The sequence below is a fragment of the Secundilactobacillus muriivasis genome, from assembly GCF_054785195.1.
Genome location: NZ_BAABMI010000072.1, coordinates 1 through 18,545, shown reverse-complemented (window position 1 = coordinate 18,545; position 18,545 = coordinate 1). Strand labels below are relative to the sequence as shown.

The following is an 18,545-nucleotide window of genomic DNA, read 5'->3' as shown; positions in this document are numbered from 1 at the left end:
CGTTCCTAGCTCGTAGGCCCGCCACTGCGTTCCAGCCTCGCATAGCGCCGGAGCCTCCCGCGGCATCCTTCCACAATATAACCCATGATTAATGCGCAAACGAAGCCAAATTTCACAAACTTCGCACACTTACGCTGGACACAAGCGATAGTGTACACAATCAAAAAAACCACCCATCAGATACTGATAGGTGGCTAACAACCGCTGACTTAAAGTTCATCATCCGTTGGCGGTTTTTGCTTATAAACTTGTCGTGGTTTACTGCCCTCTTGCGGACCAATAAAACCACCTTGTTCCAAATCATCAATCAAGCGAGCTGCCCGATTGTAACCGATTCGGAAGTGACGCTGTAACAATGACGTGCTGGCTTTTTGCTGATCAACAACAAAGTTTAATGCATCGTCAAACAATTCATCTTCAGAACTGGCTTGTTCTTCCGTGACTTCGTCATCCGTTACCATCATCTGTTCATCATACTCAGCCGTTTGCTGTTCACGAATAAAGTCGGTCACCCGTTCAACGTCTTGATCAGGAATAAAGGCGCCCTGAACCCGAATGCCGGCATTTTTATCAATAGGTTGATACAGCATGTCCCCGCGTCCAAGTAACTTTTCAGCACCGTTCGCATCCAGAATCGTCCGAGAATCAACCCCGCTAGAAACTGCAAACGCGATTCGGGATGGCACGTTAGCCTTGATCAAACCGGTAATAACGTCGACCGATGGCCGTTGCGTGGCAATAATCATGTGGATTCCGGCTGCCCGCCCCATTTGGGCGAGGCGAATAATGGCATCTTCCACTTCGTTGGACACCGTCATCATCAAGTCGGCTAATTCGTCGACAATCACCACAATGTAAGGCAATGTTGGTAACGGCTTATCCGTGGTTTGATTTTGTTCTTGAACAAATTGATTATACGTCGAGATTTTTCGTTGGCCGACTTTAGCAAACAGGTCGTAACGCTGTTCCATTTCGTGAACCACTTTATGCAACGCGCGCGCTGCTTTTTTCGGTTCAGAAACCACTGGTGTCAGCAAGTGAGGAATCCCATTATAAACGCTTAATTCAACCTTCTTCGGATCAATTAACATCAACTTGACCTGATTGGGTTTTGCATTCATCAAAATACTGGTAATAATCCCGTTAATCGCAACTGATTTCCCGCTCCCAGTAGAACCCGCGATCAGCAAATGAGGCATCTTGGTTAAATCAGAGGTGATCACTTGCCCAGTTACATCGCGTCCTAACGGGACTTCCAATAAGTGTGCTGGTCCATGTGGGACTGCTTCACTCACTTCTCGAAACGACACCGTTGAAATCTCGCGGTTTGGCACTTCGATTCCCACAAGCGACTTGCCAGGGATTGGTGCTTCAATCCGAATATCCTTAGCAGCTAATGCTAGTGCAAGATCATCCGCCAGATTAACGATTCGAGATACCTTGACCCCAATTGCAGGATGCAATTCATACTCGGTCACGGAAGGCCCTAAGTTGACGTGTTTAATTTCGGCGTCAACGCCAAAACTGTCCAAGGTTTGCTTTAGAATTTTAGTGTTCTTTTCGATCAGATCATAATCATCTTTTTGATCCTTTTGGGGAATCGGCGTCAATAGTGAAGTATCCGGTAACTGATAGTTAGGATCTTCATCCACCGATGAGACCATAATTGGCTCATCATCGCCCTCCTCAGCCGCTGATTGAGCCGGAGGAGTAGCCGGCGCTTTACTGCGTTGCGTCGCCACGTTAATTGGTACCGTATCTGCAGTCGTTGACCGTTCCGCTACCGGTGTTGGTAATGTCTTATCTTCCGGTGCCGTCAGCGGCGTAGTGGTTTCTGGTTGCGCAGTAGTTTCAGTCACCGCTGGCTTAGGTTGCTTAACTGGCCGTTTCGGTCGGTTAGCCTGAATCTGTTTCAAACGTGCAATCCCCGCCATCAACCGATCAGCCACCCAACCTGCTTTAGTCCAGCAAAAGGCCGCAACAACTTCAATCACGTGCATGACCTGACCAACCGAAACGTTGAACAAAATCATTGCACCGACCAACATCAGTACGACTGCAACGATACGAGACCCGACAAAGGCTACTAAAAAGCTGGTGACGGTCAGCATCAGCGCCCCAATCGTCCCACCACCAAGAATGGCATTCACACTATCGTTAGCAAAATCATCACCAACTAATTGCCACGTGTACGCCACAAACCCAGTGTGTTGGTTGAGCTGCAAAAACGCCGAAACTTCTAACCATAACAGCACACCGAGATAAAGCAAAACACCTGACCAAACATAACGACCAGGTAACCGTGGCCACTTGCCGGTCACCACCAGCGCAAGACCAGCAGCGATTCCCAGTAAAGCGGGAACGGCGTAGGTATCCCCAACAATTACGCGAAGAATATTGGCAACGAACCGGCCAATAAACCCAGTTTGAAAGAGCGCAAGTAAACAGAGCGCTGCAACGATGCCGCCAATCAGGTTAACGGTGTAACTCGGTTGACTCGTCTTTCGGCCCCGTTTAGTTGGTCGGCGCCGAGAGGTTGTTGTTTTCCGGCGGGTTGTTTTTCGTTTCTGTGCCACAAAATCGCCCTCCTACTTTGGCACCTTATTTTAACTTATCGTTTTCGTACGTATGGCTTAGCTCAAGGTGGCCAAAGTTTTGCTGGCGCAGAACTTCATAAATCACGATGGCAGCGGAGTTAGATAAGTTCAGTGCCCGGATATGAGAATCATCTTGAGGGATTCGAATGGCTTGTTCCGTATGTTGGCGCATAAATGGCTCTGGCAGACCCGTTGTCTCCTTACCAAACATGAAGTAAAAGTCACCACCAGCAACGTCGGTATAATCTCGTTGGCTGTACGCATAGTTCGCAAATTTAGAAACTAAAAACAACCGTGATAAATCCGGCACCGTTGCCATGAACGCTTGCAAGTTATCGTGGTAGCGAATATCGACCTTATCCCAATAGTCCAATCCAGCCCGCTTTAAATGCGCATCATCAACTGAGAAGCCCAGTGGTTCAATCAAATCTAAAATGGTGTCCGTTCCGGCACAAGTCCGAGCAATATTCCCGGTATTGGCCGGCATAAGTGGTTCAAATAAAACAATGTGGTTTGCCATGTTACAACTTCCTCGCTCTCATCACTTAGTTATCTAAATGCTACCTGTAGACAGAAAAAAACGCAACCCCTCGGTGTCAACACGGCGAGGAACTGCGTTAATGAAGTGCAAATTCGACAGTGGCTGACGATTTCTCGACATCCGCTCCCGAACGATTTCTCGAAGAATAATTTAACACTAAATCACGAATAATGCAAGCTAATTCGCAAGGGCGACCTTATCATCCAGGTCCCCCCAAGCGTGGCTATCGGCCAGTTTTTAATTACCGTTTTCACTGAAAGCGCCATCATTTAGATTTTACTGTGCTTCCGAAGTAGACCAGCCTAATCATTCTGATTGCTTCTCAAAATCCGAATGTTGCCGGTACCAATGAAACAGCTCTGTCAAAATGACCTTCAACACCGCATAACCGGGAATACCCAAGATAACACCCACAATGCCGAATAGTTTCCCCGAAGCCAGCAGAATGAAAATAATCGTCACGGGATGAATCGACAAGGTATTTCCCAATACCAATGGTGAGATCACCCGGCCCTCCAAGGTTTGTTCGATGACAAAGACAATCAGCACCTTGATCAGCATCACGGGTGAAATAAACGCGCCAACCACGATTGATGGCACCATCGCCAGAAAAGAGCCTAGGTATGGAATCAAATTCAAGATACCTGAGGTAATCCCGAGTAGCAACGCAAACTTAAGCCCGATGATCCCGTAACCAACCGAAAACATCACGGCAACGAAAAAGGCCACCGTCAGTTGTCCCCGAACGTAGTTGCTAACTTGCCGGTTCATATCCGTCAAGATTCGTAAAAACGATTCCCGCATTCGATAAGGTACAAAATGGGCCAAGTATGATGGCACCCGTTGACCGTCTTTCAACAGGTAAAACAGAATAAACGGGGCCGTAATGAGCGCAATCAAAATGGTCGACAAATGCGATACAAAGCTCGCCAATGAATTCAACGACAACTTCATAAACTGCGATTGTTTGCCGCCACTGAGTACGGCCGCAAGATCTTGGTTTAGATTGGTGATTTGACCACGAAATTCCTTAAATGTTGCTCCCGGAAAGGCCTGTAAAACAAATGCTTCCAAGTGATCCCAGTAACGCGGCCAATTACGCAGCAACGATAAAAACTGCTCTTGAATAATGGGAACGATCGTAAATAGCCCCCAGACGATCAACCCGATAATAATCAAAAAGATACCAGTGATCGTCACCAGCCGATTAACATGAAATCGTCGTTGCAACCGATCAACCAGTGGATTGATCAAGTAATACCCCACCCCTGCGATAATAATTGGGATCCCTAAAATATCAAACAACGATCGAATTGGTGTCCAAAGTCCGGGTAGCCGACTTAAAATCAATAGATTTAGCAAAATCAGTAAACTAATCATCAAACCAACTCGTTAATCTGTGTCCAGTTCGTTTCAACTTTCCCACTCCCATCCCACAACTTTAATTATTTTCAGTGAAATTTCATTATTCGAGCGCGCTAAGTATGACATAATTATCGTAACAGTTTATAATCGATTCATTAACCGCGCAACCGATGTTACGCAACTATTAAAGGAGAGACTCACTTTGATTCTAACAGAACCCATTATCGAAACCTACACCGACCTACCCGCTGCTATTCATCAAGAACACCAACGCTTAAGCATTGCGTCCGCCGGTGTTACCCCCAGTAAAGGCATGATTGCAGAAGCAACGCTATACGCCCATGATCACGAAGCGACCCTCAGCGTTTGGATCAACCCCAACGCACATTCGTTTGCCTACACTGATCCGGAACTAAAAATTATGGAGGCTGACCTATTAGAAGCCCAGCAACTTGGTGCTGATGCCGCCATCTTTAGCGCCTTAACGCCTGATCACCAGCTTGATACTGAAGCGATGACCAACTTGATTGCGGCAGCTGGTGGGATGTCGTTATCCTTTGCAAACGGCATCGATGACATGGCCCCCGACGTTCAAGCCGAAACGATCACTTGGCTGGCTGATCATGACTTTGAACGGGTTTATGCCAGCGGTCATGCTGATCAACAAACGGCCGATCTTTCCCGACTTCAAAATCTCTGCACCGCTGCTGGAATCCAATTAGTCGCCCTTAACGTGACGGACGCGACTGAACTGGAAGCCCAGCTTGGTATTACTGCTGTGGCACGTCCCTTTCAAACCACTAACTAACTAAATGAGTTAAAAAACGCCATGACTTCTTTCTAGGAAGCCATGACGTTTTTTAGTAGCTACCATTCGGACTCGACCAATTTATAGCTGAGATTCTGCTTGAATTGCCGCTGCCAGATCCGCCGGTAACGGTGCATAACACGTCACCTCTTGTTGACTAAACGGATTATAAAAACTAACCGCGGCACAGTGTAAGGCTTGTCGATGGATCCAAGGATTGGTTTGCTGGCCATAAAGAAAGTCGCCAATCAGCGGATGTCCTAAAGCCGACAGGTGAACCCGAATCTGATGGGTTCGCCCCGTATGTAACCGAACACGTAATAGTGCTGTTTCCCGAAATTGATTGATTCGCCAGTACTCAGTTTGCGCCGGTTTTCCATCTGGGCGAACCATCCGTTTAATAAATGATTCCGGTACTCGACCAATCGGCGCATCAATCAGCTCGTGACGCTTGGCAAACTGCCCCTGCGCCAGACAAACGTAAGTCTTTCGAATCGCATGTTGTTTCAACTGTGTATCCAAAACGGTATGGGCAAAGTGGTGCTTGGCAAAAATCACCACACCACTCGTCTCCCGGTCAAGCCGCGTCACAATATGGGTCACTTGACTTGGCGCTTGAATTGCCTCTAAATGCCCCTTAACGCGATTGACGAGCGTATCATCGGGATACAAATGAGACGGTACCGAGGCAATTCCCGCTGGTTTGTTGACGACTAAAAAGTGGTCATCTTCATATAAAATTGACAGCGGTACTTGAGACGCGTTGATCCGTTCACTCGCCGTTTCAGGTGGTAACGTGACGGTTAACTGATCACCAGTTACCATCCGGTGGGTCACCCGCACAACTTGACCGTTCACCTGAATGTTGCCCCCACTGAATTTGATTTGCTTCAACAAAGTCCGACTGATTCCCTGCTGTCTCAAAAAAGTCCGCACGTAAATCGGAACATCCCCTAGATAGGGCCATGAAAACTTAATCATTTGGTTTAACCCCGATAAAGGATTCAGAAACCCGTTTCCAGAACTGGGTATGCCGGTACTGTGCAAAATTGATCCGTTGTTTTGAAATCCGGAACGTCACGGAGTCAATCAGGCGATTTTCCACCATCATCTGATCACACGTCATCAAATTTTCATCGGAATTGACCGGTTCAACTCGCACCCATTCGTTAGGTGAAATGACGATTGGTGACCCCAGCGTTCGAAACACCCGGTTATTGATCGAGGCAATTTCTGAGACTTGAATCGCCTTCAGTTCCGAACTAAGGACTGCCCCACCGGTCGACTTATTGTAAGCCGTGGAACCGGTTGGCGTTGAAACGCAAAGGCCGTCTCCTCGAAACACCTCAAACAATTGATCTTTAATGTACACGTTAGCTAACATCGTCCCGGTCACCTTTTTAATCGTTGCTTCATTCAAAGCTAATAACCGTTCCTTTTGACCATTGCCATACTTGATGAAAATATCCAATAGTGGATAGCTGACACTTTGACCGTTATCATGCGCTAAGCTATCAATCAACTCATCAACTTCATAGTCTCGCCAATCCGTGTAAAATCCCAGATGGCCCGTATGAATCCCAACAAACCGAATCGTGGCTAATTGATCCCGAAAGTGGTGAAAGGCCGTCAATAACGTCCCATCGCCCCCAACCGTGATCACAATATCAGGATGTTCATCGTCCAGTGTTAATTTTTCAGCCTTAATTTTGGCCTTTAATGCGTCCGAGACTTGTTTAGAAGCGTCGCCCGGATTACTAAAAATCGATATTTTCACCGTTGATCATCCTTCTTACTCTCATCATCTGTCCGTTCAGTCGGCGCCTTGCCGTATGAAAATAGGTGTTGGGCCTCCTGAATCTCTTCGCGAATCTCTGACATCTCAGTATCGAGTTTAAAGGCCGCTTCCGCAGCCCGCTGCAGTCGGGCGCTCAGCTCTTCTGGAAAGGCGCCCTGATACTTATAGTTCAAAGAATGTTCAATCGTTGCCCAGAAATTCATGGCTAACGTTCGAACTTGAACCTCAGCTAAGATTCGTTTTTCACCCGTGACCATTTGAACCGGGTACTCGATTACAATGTGGTACGAGCGGTAGCCGCTGGGTTTTTCATTGTGGATGTAGTCCCGTTCTTCCAAAATCGTCATATCTGACCGCTTTCGAAGCAGGTCAACGACCTGATAGATATCCTCCACGAACTGGCACATGATTCGCAACCCAGCAATGTCTTGCATATCTTGTTCCAAACGTTCCTCACTCACATGGCGACGGGTCATTTTTTCTTTAATACTTGCCACCGGCTTGACCCGCCCCGTTACAAATTCAATTGGTGGTCGTTGATTTTGATTTTGAAATTGTTTTCGCATACCCCGTAATTTAACTTTTAACTCATCCACTGCCTGGGTATAGGGCAGGAAAAAGTGATCCCAATTCTCAATCAATCCATTCACCTCGAAATCCTTGGTGTTTGTTTGTACAATCTGCAACAAACACCCTCAATTCTATCATATTTCGGCAAAACATAAATCATTTGTGTCATTGTTTTCACCGGACAATCGGTTAGCCGCCTTGAAGGCTGATTTTACTAGATTGTCACTGACTAAGTAACCGCAACCAATTCCAACACAACACCAATAACCTAGACCAGTCATTCAGCTTCAACGCTTTTTTCTTGACAAAACCCGGTAAAAATACGTGATACGACAAAGTAATTTAACTGTGCCAATTCAGTAACAGTCCCCTTGGGTGTCCCAAACAACTTACTTGCAATTCATCACGAATGCTATATGATTGTGTTTGAACCGATGGTCGTTAGTACCTAACGACTAAATAATGGAGGAAAAAACTTTGTTAGAAGTGTACCTTTTTATTAACCCATTAGGCAGTCGCTGTATGAAGTCGGAACGATGTATCCTAAAGCTTGCCGATCAAGTATTCGGCGACGTGTCCTATCAATTTATCCCATTACTCAATCCGCAGATTATCGATCAACACCTGAAATCAACTCATCAAGATTGCCACGATTTGAGTCTTCGTAACGATCAATTTAACTTACATTACCGCATTATCTTAGACTATAAAGCTGCGCTCTTCCAAGGCAAAAAAAAGGGTCGTCAATTCTTATTGACCCTTCAGGATCGTTTGGTTGAAGCTGAAACGCCCTATTCAGACGACCTTGCAATTGATGTCGCTAAAGCCGTCAAATTAGATTTGCCGATGTTTGAAGAAGATCGTCAGTCCGATTTAGCGAAACGGGCTTTCCAAGCTGACCAACGTCTCGCCTCTGAGATGAAGGTCGATACGCCTTCAACAGCAATTATCTACAACGCGGATGTCTCAGACTGTGGCCTCTTACTTTCAGATGTGACCTACCAATCACTATACGAAATCTGCGAACACAATGGGTTATTAGCTCAACAAGCGCTTTCTGGCCAGTTGACTAACCCTAATCTTCACGTGTTGTAGCATGGGATTTTAGCATTATTTGCCCGGCGATGATCGCCGGGCTTTTTTGTGCGCCATTCTACTTACGCTTGTGTCCAGCGTAAGCATCGTTGATGTGAGTTTGTGAAATGTGATTTGCGTAAATTAACGATTCCGGTAGGCGACTAGGTTCCTGCTGTGGGGCCGGCCTGAGCCAAAAGGCGGTCTCAGTCCTCGAATTCAAGCCTCGCTAAAACCCGTGCGAGTCTTGAATTCGTCCCCGATAATTGATGGTTGTTGGAAAAAAGCACCAACAACCACCAATTATCGCGACACAGCATCCACCTAGTCGCCTACCTCCATCTCACATTGCGCAATTCGGCACTATTGCAGATCATCTCAAGCGCTTAGTTGCACGGTTTGCGGCAGTACTACAAGAACGACGTTGATTCGACAAACGACAAAGTTGATCATCAGTCAACACTTCAGAATTGCAACGGCTTCCTGAACGTCAACGCAACTACATTAAGTCCACTCTAACGTGGTGCATGACTGGCAGATTTTGTATCGCACCACCGTTGATTCATCGCCGTTACTGAATATTGACCACTATCGTTTCTGCGGCTGTTGAATTACCGTCTAACGTTGTCGTTATGTGATTTCGTTAACTCCAGATTGTTGCAGTCAATAGTTGAGTTACTAACAGCGCACCATGTAGTGGGAGGCGGAGGCGCGCGAGACTCAGCAGTGTCGGTATGACTAAGGCAATCGTGCCACGTGGGGTTCGGGGTGCGATCGCCTTAGTCATACGCGGGTCCGGAGAGATCCGGCATGGCGGTCCCCAGCCATTCCTAGCTCGTAGGCCCGCGACCCAGCGAAGCTTGGAAGCCTATCTGGCCACTACGTTCCAGCCTCGCATAGCGCCGGAGCCTCCCGCTGCATTCTTTCACTATACAAAACTGGAATCACTGAATTTCACAAACTAAACATGCTTACGCTGAACACAAACGTACCCACAAAAAATGACGCCTAAGCGTCATTTTTTGGATCCACATATATTAAAGCTCCGCCGCCAAGGCTTCAAATTGATCAAGCCGCCGTTCGAACTCTGCAAAGGCACTATCAAGATAGTCAGTTTGCGTCATATCAACACCGGCGCGCTTCATGACGTCGATTGGGTCAGCCGAACTCCCAGACTTCAGGTAGTTCAGATAAGCCTCGCGTTTTGCATCATCACCGGAATTAATACCACTAGCCAACGTGTTTGCAGCTGCAAAGCCCGTTGCGTATTGGTAAACGTAGTAATTGTAGTAGAAATGTGGAATTCTAGACCATTCATCCGCAATTTCAGGATCTGAGATCACCGCGTCACCGTAGTAATGCTGATTCAATTTTAGATAGGCACTGCTTAAGGCATCCGCAGTCAACGGTTCGCCCGCCGCGTCTTGTTCATGAAGCCACTGTTCAAACTCCGCAAACTGGGTTTGCCGGAACACGGTTCCCTTAAACCCATCCAGATAGTGGTTCAACACGAAAGCTTGAACCCGCTTATCCGAATACGTCTTCAACAGGTAATCGGTCAGTAAGTTTTCATTAGTTGTTGACGCAATTTCAGCAACAAAAATTGAATAATCACCATATTGATAAGGTTGATTGTGGGTGGTGTAGTAACTGTGCATACTGTGACCCATCTCGTGAACTAGCGTAAAGAGACTTTCTAAGTTATCCTGCCAGTTCAGTAACATGTAGGGAGCGGTGTCATACATTCCGCCAGAATAAGCCCCTGACCGCTTCCCCTTATTTTCAACCACGTCGATCCACCGTGAATCAAAGGCCGTTTGAACGTGACTGAGGTAGTCTGGGCCAAGAACGGCTAGCGCCTTTAACGCCTCAGCCTTGGCCGTTTCAAAGGTGTAACTTAGCTGTGGTTCACCCGTAATTGGCGTATAGAGGTCATACATATGCAATTCCGGTAATTGTAAGATTTTCTTCCGGAGTGCAACGTATCGGTGCAGTAATGGCAAATGCGCATTAACACTCGTTACCAGTGCATCGTAAACAGCAACTGGAATATGGTTGCGATTGAGTGCCGCTTGTCGAGCCGAGTCGTAGTGATGAACACTAGCGTCAAAATTATGAGTTTTAACGTTCCCTGCCAGCGTTGAAGCTAGCGTATGGATAAATTGATGGTAAGTCGAATAAAGCTGCTTAAACGCCATTTTTCGAACTTCTGGTTGAGTCGATTGAATCAATTGATCGTAGACCCCTTGTGATAATTGGACCGTTTGACCATCGTCATCAGTCACAATTGGGAACTCTAAATCCGCATCGTTTAACATGCTAAAGGTGTTACTTGATGCACCTAACGCATCACTTGCTTGTGCCAACAGTTGCTCCGCTGCTGGTGTTAAAACGTGAGCGCGTTGACTGGTCACACTTTCAATGTAGTGTGCATACGGTTTTAATTCCGAGCTATCCGTTAACCACTGCTTTAAAGTGGTTTCATCTACTGCCATCAATTCCGGTTCAAACCAGGCGAGTTGGCTTTGAAGTCGGGTCATCAAGCTTTGAGTTCGACCACTCAGTGCTTGATTATCAGCATCCCCAGTATCTTGATCGTGCTTCAATGAGGCGTAAACGTACACCTTTTCGGCCCGGCGAATCACCGCCATCATTGTTTCAATGACTGCCGCCAACTGTTTGGGACCTTGTTCAAGTTGCCCCTGTAAGTCAGCTAAACCCTTAATTGCGTCGTCAATGGCCTTAAATTCATCGTTAAATGCCGTTAAATCTGAAAAAATGGGAGTTAAATCCCAAGTTAATGCTGGTGCCACTTCAGCACGCGTTGGTAATTGTTTGATCTCATCTGCCAACACAGTCACTTCCTTATCAATTATTCGTGAATACCCTTAGCTTACCACAGGTTCACCGTGGGTTGGCAACGAATTGCCACCGCTGATCGGATAACCGTTTCAAACAACCATTCTCCTCGAGCAACGTCAACAGCGTGTCTAATTGTTGCCATTGCCCTCGCTGAATCGTTTCGTCAGAACACTGAATGAGACACGCTGGTCGCATGAGGGTTGCTGCCTGATTGGCCCACTCCTGCCACTGTGCAAGTGTCACGACCGTTAACAGTGCCTTTTCCTGTAATCTTAAAATGACAAAATACCGCCATAAGCAACTCGCATCCAACCAAACTGGCATCGAATCTGGTGCTGAAAAGCAAACGTCCGGCATTGCCTGCAGTAACCCGTGATGCTGGTAGCAGTATTCTTGCCACTTTAACGTCCTGGCGTGCTTGTATAATAGTTGACCGCTCAATCGTTGTCGAAAGTCTTGACTCGTTCGTCGTTTAATTGGCTGAACCTTTTCGATCACCTGATGATGACGCAACCGGGTATAACTCAGTTGTCCCCAAAAATCGACCCGAATCTCAGCCCAAATTTCAAGTTCACCCGTTGTCGTGCACCAAAAGAGGAGGTGCCACCCGTATTTGTCAGAATAACGAAGGAACTTATCCATTTGACCCAGTTTAGTTAGCTTGAGGCGGTAGGTATCCCCTAATATCCAACAGGGCTCGATGGCTAACTGCCGGTACCCGCGATTCCGCGCATCAAGCTGAGCGATTGTAATCGGTGAACACTGATATTCGATTGCGATCCGCCGCGTCGAAGTGGTCAGCAACAAATCTGGTCGTTGCTCGATCGTTGGCAAATAAGGTTCCAATTCAACCTGCGTTGGTTCACAGTATGCCGCTAGCTGCCACTTACCCGTTAAATGGGCATCCGTCTCCCCTTCAGCAAATAACTGACAATTCGTCTTCGCACGGTGAGCAAAGTGCGCAATGACCTTCAGGCCCCGTTTTAAAATCACCGGCGCCCGACATCCTGGACAAAAATAAGCTGCGCTACGTTCAGCGGTCGTTGCAACGGTCAAGGTTGCAGTTTGATCATTGGCCGTCAACATGACGTCACCTCCTTGGCTTTAACTACGCGTAACAGGTTTCGTTAGTTTTAAATCACGCAAAAAAAGCCCTCAAGGTTTCCCTCGAGGACCACTGTTAGTCACTTAGTTAATCGAAATACCGCCGGGTTAATTCTAACGCCGTGCGATCCATAATCTTTTTACCGTGTTCGTCCAAGACATCAGCTGTAATCTGTGTCTTTTCAGCGTATTCGTAGGCAACTGCCAGTTCATCCTTAATCGTTTCGGGTGACGTCTCATTAACCCGGAAAACGAGTTCCAAGTAGTAAGTATCCTTATAGTGGTACAAACTAGACGTCACTTCGGATAAGTGAAGTGCGTTGGCAATCGAAATTAAATCGTCAAACTCACGGAGTTTCATCACCGTTGTGTGTAACGGTGCACCCTGTGTCGTTGTCGCATTCGTAGGTGTCGTTGCTTGATCATCACTATCGGTATCAGTCTGCATCAACTGTTGCTTTAAGAAGTCTGGCACTTCTTCTTTAATTGACTGAATCTGATTCGTGTCTTGATCGTCGTCACCATCAATAACATCTTCATCGTCCATGCCGCTCTTGCTAATAAATAACTCCAGGCCGTTCCGGTTAGGCAACACCTGAAAGGTAACTGCATCCGTTTCCTGGAATTGATGATCAACGTCGACTTCTTCCAAAATACTATAGAAGAAGTTTTCAATTTGCTTGTGGTTACCAAGCAGATCAAGGACGGTAATCCCCCGTTGGGTTAAATCATCGTTACCGATTAACACGCGAATTGTATTCTCGTTAATTCTTTCCATTTCCATGACCCAACACCTCTTTCTGCCGTACCAAAATAGACCCATCTTTAATTCTAGAGAATTTTAGGCGTTTGTAAAGTATCTGGCTTGAATTCTTTTGATAATCAGGATATTTTAACACTCATCTGATTGTGTACTCCGGCGTTTGTGGCAGAAATCGATCACTGGATATGAACTGCAAACAAACCCCACAGTAAATAACTGTAGTATAGCAATCACGGGCAGTCTGCGTCAAGTCATCCTCCCCGAAACATCACCGGTAATTGTGTGATACGCATCGGTAAGCACATCAGGTTTGAACGTCTCGATTTACCCAGCGTCCAACTTCATTATCACATCAATGACCTAAACCTAAAACGTGCCACCGACTCCAACCCGGGAATCTGTGACACGACTGCATTTGAACTAACCGGCCACGCTAACCAACGTCGGCCCGTCGTTTTGCTTTTTCTAACTCTAACACTCGGATGTGTCGAGGGAGAAAGCGGCGAATCTCATCTTCATTAAACCCGACCTGTAATCGTTTATCATCGAAAATAATCGGTCGCCGAAGAAGCCCTGGTCGCGCTGTGATCATCTCAACCAATTGGTTAAAAGAGAGGTCATCGATATTAACGGCTAATTGGTGATAGTCCTTTGATCGTTTTGAAATGATGTCTTCGGTTCCGTTCTCGGTCAGCCGTAAAATCCATTTGAGCTGCTTTGTACTCGGTGCTTGAACAAAAATATTTTGCTCAACGAAGTCAACTTCGTGTTGTTTCAACCACTGTTTGGCTTTCCGACATGACGTACAACTAGGCGACGTGAATAGTGTGACTGTCATAGCACCAACCTCCAAACTTATAAAAACAATTAGGTATTTTGTTAACTTTAGTATACCGAATTCTACCTCATTTGGGAACGGTCTTCACTAAAAGGTCACGAACTTCTCCGCTTTTCGTCACATTTAGATATCGAACGTATGGTGTAACGTTGCCCGCGAAACTGGAATGGTTCCCGCGGTCTGCTGAGCCTGGCTAACTAATTCGTCAAGGTCACCCTGCTGTGGCAAGTGGGTTAGCACGAGTTGCGCAACACCGGCATCCTTGGCCAACTGGCCAGACTCCCCAGCTGTCAAATGCCACTTGGTACCAACATGATCGTTAAAGAAATTGGTATCCGTTAGTAGTAGATCAGCTGATTTTGCGAACGGCACCAGTTCAGGAATTGCCGCCGTATCAGCGGTAAACACGAGCACTTGTTTCGTGGCGCGTTCCGTAATCCGCATAGCATAGGCGGGTACCGGATGCTTCGTTTGTAGGAACGTCACGTCAAACGGCCCCACGGTCAATTGGTCGCCTGGCAAATATCCGTGACCAACTGTTGCGTGCGGCCAGGTCAAACTCCCAAACTGAAGTGGATCTGAGGTTGGGCCATAAACGGGTAATGTCTCAACGTTTGGTCGCTCCTCATGTAGCTGCCAATAATACTGTAAGACCCCTAAGTCGGCAACGTGATCGTGGTGGTAATGCGATACAAGCACGGCATCAAGCATTAATGGATCCATAAGTTGTTCTAGGCTCAATAACGCCCCACTCCCGCAGTCTAACAGGCACTTAAACGTCCCCGATTCTAATAGATAACTGCTCGTCCCAATGCCATGATCTGGATAGCCACCGTAATAACCTAACACCGTTAATTTCATTAATAATTGACTTCCTTTCAAATTTGAATGACTTTTAATTTTCAATTGTCATTCGTCAACGTTATAATATAGTTGTGAAGACAGGAGGAATGACTTATGATTACGCAACTCAGCATCACCTTTGGTAGTAAACAAGTGCTTACCGACCTTCAAGCGCGATATCCTGATCGGCCCATGCACCTGCTAGATGCTTCGTCAGCTGGCGAACAACTCGCCTTGTTAGATGTTTCTGGTCAAGAATCAGTCTTTAGTTCACCCGTTCATTATGACATTAAACTTCACCGTGGCACAACCGATTGGGATGGATTTATCAACTTTATGTACTTCGATAATCTTTCCGAAGATGATCAAACTATCTTTAATTCTAAAGCGAGTCACTTCGTTTCCGTCGATGCAATGCCAGATGGAATGCACGCGGCCTACTTTATGAAAGCAGAGAAGAATCGGGCCAATAATATTTTGTTAACCACTTGGTCGAGCGCCGAAGATTTTTCCGTTTGGAAACGGAGCGACACGTTTAAACCATTCAAGTATTTCCAAAGCACACTAAACAACTATCACGAAGCCAGCTATCATTTTATTAATCAATAATCTGCTAAATTTTGGCAGTCTGTAACAATTAACAGCTGCTTAACGGTATCTAGTATCATTTTAAACGCGTGACCTAACCAATCGATTTGTTTAGGCACACGTCCATTTTAAAAAAAGTTATGTAATCCATTGTCGATTGCATAACTTTTTATTTCAATAAAGGAGTTTTCGGTTTGATTTCCAACGAAGCACACGTCAAATTAGCGCCACATCAGTCATTAACACCTGAACAAGAAACCCTAGTTCAACACATTCACCACTTCATCACCTCTCATATAACCGATGAGCAACCAGCCATTTTCGTCATTCATGGCGATGCCGGAACGGGTAAAAGTGTCATTTTAAGCGAAGTCTTCTATCAATTGCAACAGGCGCGTCGCAACCCAGACAGTCCCCTTTATCAGACCACCAATTACTTCTTGGTCAATCACCCCGAGTTATTAAAAGTATATCGTCAAATTGCTGGCGAGTTACCACAAGAGTTAAAAAAGGATTTTCAGCGACCAACCTCACTCATCAACCAGTGTCACAAGCATCAAACCGGATTCGATGTTGGCGTTATCGATGAAGCCCACCTGTTACTGTCACAACCCGACCACTATAATAACTTTTACGGTCAAAATCAGTTATTGGAACTGATTAAGTTAGCAAAAGTCCTCATCATCGTCTTTGATGAACGCCAAGTCCTTCGTTTAAAAACCTACTGGACGCAAGAGCGACTTCAGCAGTTGCTGGCCCCCTACCATCAGGAATGGTTCCACCTCACCACGCAGTTTCGCATGCAGGCCGACGATCAAGTGATTAACTGGATCGACCATTTTACTAGTGATCAACGACTACTACCAATTACACCAAGCTTCTTTAACAACTACGATTTTCGCGTATTTGATGATGCAGAAACAATGAGACAGGCCATCGTTCACCAAAATAACCAAGTTGGCCTCTCAAGAGTCGTCGCAACAACTGGCTATCCTTCAACATTAGATGGTGGTAAACACTACATCCACGAAGGCCGTTTTAAGCTACCTTGGGATCAGTATAACTATACGGTAACACCGTGGGCAGAAATTCCTGAAACCATTAACGAAGTCGGCTCAATCTATACATGTCAGGGATTTGATTTAAACTACGTGGGCCTCATCTTAGGTCCTCCCATTACACTGGCGGCTGATCAGCAGCACCTACAAATTGATCCAACCAAAATTACCGACGTCTAAGCCTTCAAAAAGCGTGATGATCTCACTAATCCAAATGAATTGAATCAGGCCAAAATCACATTAGTATTAAACGCCATTAATGTGCTCATGAAACGTGGTGTCCGTGGGCTTTATCTATTTGCTCATGATCAACAACTTCGGACGGTCTTAACGGCGATGTATACTAACGCCGTTAAGGATTAGAAAACGAGTCAATGCATTCCACTGCGTTGACTCGTTTTAAATAGCATACAAAAACACCCGATTATCCAAAAGATAATCGGGTGTTTTTCGATGTGATACGGTCCGTACGAGACTCGAACTCGTGATCTCCTGCGTGACAGGCAGGCGTCCTAACCAGCTAGACCAACGGACCATGATTGCGGGGGCTGGATTTGAACCAACGACCTTCGGGTTATGAGCCCGACGAGCTACCAGACTGCTCCACCCCGCGATAATATTAATAAGATTAATTCTACTGACCCGTATGGGACTCGAACCCATGTTACCGCCGTGAAAGGGCGGTGTCTTAACCGCTTGACCAACGGGTCATACTTTTTAAATCTGAAACAACGGAGAAAGAGAGATTCGAACTCTCGCGCCGCTTACGCGACCTACACCCTTAGCAGGGGCGCCTCTTCAGCCACTTGAGTATTTCTCCAATGGGCCTAAATGGACTCGAACCATCGACCTCACGCTTATCAGGCGTGCGCTCTAACCAGCTGAGCTATAGGCCCATTAAAGCGGGTAACGAGAATCGAACTCGCGACAACAGCTTGGAAGGCTGTGGTTTTACCACTAAACTATACCCGCATGGGACTATTTAGATTTAATGGCGCGGGACGGAATCGAACCGCCGACACACGGAGCTTCAATCCGTTGCTCTACCAACTGAGCTACCGAGCCATAAAATAAACGGTCCGTACGAGACTCGAACTCGTGATCTCCTGCGTGACAGGCAGGCGTCCTAACCAGCTAGACCAACGGACCGTAATTGCGGGGGCTGGATTTGAACCAACGACCTTCGGGTTATGAGCCCGACGAGCTACCAGACTGCTCCACCCCGCGATAATAAGGAGGATGAGAGATTCGAACTCTCGCGTGGTTTGACCCACCTGACGGTTTTCAAGACCGTTCCCTTCAGCCAGACTTGGGTAATCCTCCATAAAAGAAGCAAATATTAAATTGTATGACCACCTTAAAGGACCAAACAAATGGACCTTGTAGGACTCGAACCTACGACCGGACGGTTATGAGCCGTCTGCTCTAACCAACTGAGCTAAAGGTCCGAGTAATGATCAAATCGCGGCAGGGGGGATCGAACCCTCGACCTCCCGGGTATGAACCGGACGCTCTAGCCAGCTGAGCTACACCGCGATGGTGACAAGATGAAACTATATGATTAGATAATGTTTTATCTAAATCGGGAAGACAGGATTCGAACCTGCGACCCCCTGGTCCCAAACCAGGTGCTCTACCAAGCTGAGCTACTTCCCGCTCAATGCACCCAGTAGGAGTCGAACCTACAACCTTCTGATTCGTAGTCAGACACTCTATCCAGTTGCGCTATGGGTGCA

Annotated in this window: 14 protein-coding genes, 14 tRNA genes and 1 pseudogene; 4 read left to right on the top strand and 25 right to left on the bottom strand. The window is 46.5% G+C overall.

Annotated features, from left to right (window positions below; translation table 11 throughout):
* Positions 1–209: 209 nt before the first annotated feature.
* The 3 genes from ACYVR3_RS14510 to ACYVR3_RS14500 all read right to left on the bottom strand — a co-directional run bounded on the left by ACYVR3_RS14510 (position 210) and on the right by ACYVR3_RS14500 (position 4,518).
* Complete coding sequence (locus ACYVR3_RS14510) at positions 210–2,576, bottom strand: DNA translocase FtsK (RefSeq protein ID WP_461244808.1); 2,367 nt, start codon at positions 2,574–2,576, stop codon at positions 210–212.
* A 25-nt stretch (positions 2,577–2,601) separates the two neighbouring features.
* A complete protein-coding gene (locus ACYVR3_RS14505) occupies positions 2,602–3,117 on the bottom strand; it encodes a tRNA (cytidine(34)-2'-O)-methyltransferase (protein WP_057151690.1) in 516 nt (171 codons plus the stop codon).
* Positions 3,118–3,444: 327 nt separating this feature from the next.
* On the bottom strand, positions 3,445–4,518 hold the full coding sequence (locus tag ACYVR3_RS14500; RefSeq protein WP_461244807.1) for an AI-2E family transporter: 1,074 nt from the start codon (positions 4,516–4,518) through the stop codon (positions 3,445–3,447).
* 187 nt (positions 4,519–4,705) lie between these two features.
* On the opposite strand from ACYVR3_RS14500, the gene ACYVR3_RS14495 reads away from it, so the two are divergent.
* Positions 4,706–5,311, top strand: a complete 606-nt coding sequence (locus ACYVR3_RS14495) for a copper homeostasis protein CutC (protein WP_461244806.1) — start codon at positions 4,706–4,708, stop codon at positions 5,309–5,311.
* 81 nt (positions 5,312–5,392) lie between these two features.
* On the opposite strand, the gene ACYVR3_RS14490 is transcribed toward ACYVR3_RS14495, so the two are convergent.
* Genes ACYVR3_RS14490 through ACYVR3_RS14480 form a run of 3 tightly spaced genes read right to left on the bottom strand, consistent with a single transcriptional unit; the run spans position 5,393 to position 7,750 of the window.
* On the bottom strand, positions 5,393–6,292 hold the full coding sequence (locus ACYVR3_RS14490) for an RluA family pseudouridine synthase (protein ID WP_461244805.1): 900 nt from the start codon (positions 6,290–6,292) through the stop codon (positions 5,393–5,395).
* Positions 6,285–7,088: an NAD kinase gene (locus tag ACYVR3_RS14485; protein WP_054737426.1), complete on the bottom strand. Its 804-nt coding sequence runs from the start codon at positions 7,086–7,088 to the stop codon at positions 6,285–6,287. The genes ACYVR3_RS14490 and ACYVR3_RS14485 overlap by 8 nt, the downstream gene beginning before the upstream one ends.
* The gene (locus tag ACYVR3_RS14480) at positions 7,085–7,750 is read right to left on the bottom strand and encodes a GTP pyrophosphokinase (protein ID WP_461244804.1); all 666 of its coding nucleotides are present in this window, start codon (positions 7,748–7,750) and stop codon (positions 7,085–7,087) included. The genes ACYVR3_RS14485 and ACYVR3_RS14480 overlap by 4 nt, the downstream gene beginning before the upstream one ends.
* A gap of 415 nt (positions 7,751–8,165) precedes the next feature.
* On the opposite strand from ACYVR3_RS14480, the gene ACYVR3_RS14475 reads away from it, so the two are divergent.
* Positions 8,166–8,774 (top strand): DsbA family protein, encoded by a 609-nt coding sequence (locus ACYVR3_RS14475; protein WP_461244809.1) that lies wholly within the window; start codon positions 8,166–8,168, stop codon positions 8,772–8,774.
* A gap of 1,016 nt (positions 8,775–9,790) precedes the next feature.
* Here the strand turns inward: ACYVR3_RS14475 and pepF are convergent.
* The 5 genes from pepF to ACYVR3_RS14450 form a co-directional block, all read right to left on the bottom strand.
* On the bottom strand, positions 9,791–11,605 hold the full coding sequence (gene pepF, locus ACYVR3_RS14470) for an oligoendopeptidase F (protein ID WP_054737523.1): 1,815 nt from the start codon (positions 11,603–11,605) through the stop codon (positions 9,791–9,793).
* Positions 11,606–11,657: 52 nt separating this feature from the next.
* Entirely contained in the window at positions 11,658–12,701 is a 1,044-nt protein-coding gene (locus ACYVR3_RS14465; RefSeq protein ID WP_461244803.1) for a competence protein CoiA, read from the bottom strand.
* 106 nt (positions 12,702–12,807) lie between these two features.
* Positions 12,808–13,503, bottom strand: a complete 696-nt coding sequence (locus ACYVR3_RS14460; RefSeq protein WP_461244802.1) for an adaptor protein MecA — start codon at positions 13,501–13,503, stop codon at positions 12,808–12,810.
* Between the two features lie 412 nt (positions 13,504–13,915).
* On the bottom strand, positions 13,916–14,320 hold the full coding sequence (spx, locus tag ACYVR3_RS14455) for a transcriptional regulator Spx (protein WP_054737519.1): 405 nt from the start codon (positions 14,318–14,320) through the stop codon (positions 13,916–13,918).
* 123 nt (positions 14,321–14,443) lie between these two features.
* Positions 14,444–15,181: an MBL fold metallo-hydrolase gene (locus ACYVR3_RS14450; RefSeq protein WP_461244801.1), complete on the bottom strand. Its 738-nt coding sequence runs from the start codon at positions 15,179–15,181 to the stop codon at positions 14,444–14,446.
* A gap of 96 nt (positions 15,182–15,277) precedes the next feature.
* On the opposite strand from ACYVR3_RS14450, the gene ACYVR3_RS14445 reads away from it, so the two are divergent.
* Both ACYVR3_RS14445 and ACYVR3_RS14440 read left to right on the top strand, forming a co-directional pair.
* Positions 15,278–15,772 carry a monooxygenase gene (locus ACYVR3_RS14445; protein ID WP_461244800.1) on the top strand — a complete coding sequence of 165 codons (495 nt, stop codon included), beginning with the start codon at positions 15,278–15,280 and terminating at the stop codon, positions 15,770–15,772.
* 176 nt (positions 15,773–15,948) lie between these two features.
* Positions 15,949–17,172, top strand: a pseudogene (locus ACYVR3_RS14440) (DUF2075 domain-containing protein).
* 98 nt (positions 17,173–17,270) lie between these two features.
* On the opposite strand, the gene ACYVR3_RS14435 reads toward ACYVR3_RS14440, so the two are convergent.
* The 14 genes from ACYVR3_RS14435 to ACYVR3_RS14370 all read right to left on the bottom strand — a co-directional run bounded on the left by ACYVR3_RS14435 (position 17,271) and on the right by ACYVR3_RS14370 (position 18,544).
* Positions 17,271–17,344: transfer RNA gene (locus ACYVR3_RS14435), tRNA-Asp, on the bottom strand.
* 4 nt (positions 17,345–17,348) lie between these two features.
* Positions 17,349–17,422 (bottom strand) — tRNA-Met (locus ACYVR3_RS14430).
* A gap of 25 nt (positions 17,423–17,447) precedes the next feature.
* Positions 17,448–17,519, bottom strand: a tRNA-Glu gene (locus ACYVR3_RS14425).
* Positions 17,520–17,541: 22 nt separating this feature from the next.
* Positions 17,542–17,629: transfer RNA gene (locus tag ACYVR3_RS14420), tRNA-Ser, on the bottom strand.
* A gap of 2 nt (positions 17,630–17,631) precedes the next feature.
* A tRNA-Ile gene (locus ACYVR3_RS14415) sits at positions 17,632–17,705 on the bottom strand.
* A 5-nt stretch (positions 17,706–17,710) separates the two neighbouring features.
* A tRNA-Gly gene (locus ACYVR3_RS14410) sits at positions 17,711–17,781 on the bottom strand.
* Between the two features lie 20 nt (positions 17,782–17,801).
* A tRNA-Phe gene (locus ACYVR3_RS14405) sits at positions 17,802–17,874 on the bottom strand.
* A 10-nt stretch (positions 17,875–17,884) separates the two neighbouring features.
* Positions 17,885–17,958, bottom strand: a tRNA-Asp gene (locus tag ACYVR3_RS14400).
* A 4-nt stretch (positions 17,959–17,962) separates the two neighbouring features.
* Positions 17,963–18,036, bottom strand: a tRNA-Met gene (locus ACYVR3_RS14395).
* A gap of 6 nt (positions 18,037–18,042) precedes the next feature.
* Positions 18,043–18,132, bottom strand: a tRNA-Ser gene (locus ACYVR3_RS14390).
* A 51-nt stretch (positions 18,133–18,183) separates the two neighbouring features.
* Positions 18,184–18,257 (bottom strand) — tRNA-Ile (locus tag ACYVR3_RS14385).
* A gap of 14 nt (positions 18,258–18,271) precedes the next feature.
* Positions 18,272–18,345 (bottom strand) — tRNA-Met (locus ACYVR3_RS14380).
* 46 nt (positions 18,346–18,391) lie between these two features.
* Positions 18,392–18,465, bottom strand: a tRNA-Pro gene (locus tag ACYVR3_RS14375).
* Between the two features lie 5 nt (positions 18,466–18,470).
* A tRNA-Arg gene (locus ACYVR3_RS14370) sits at positions 18,471–18,544 on the bottom strand.
* Position 18,545: the final 1 nt, after the last annotated feature.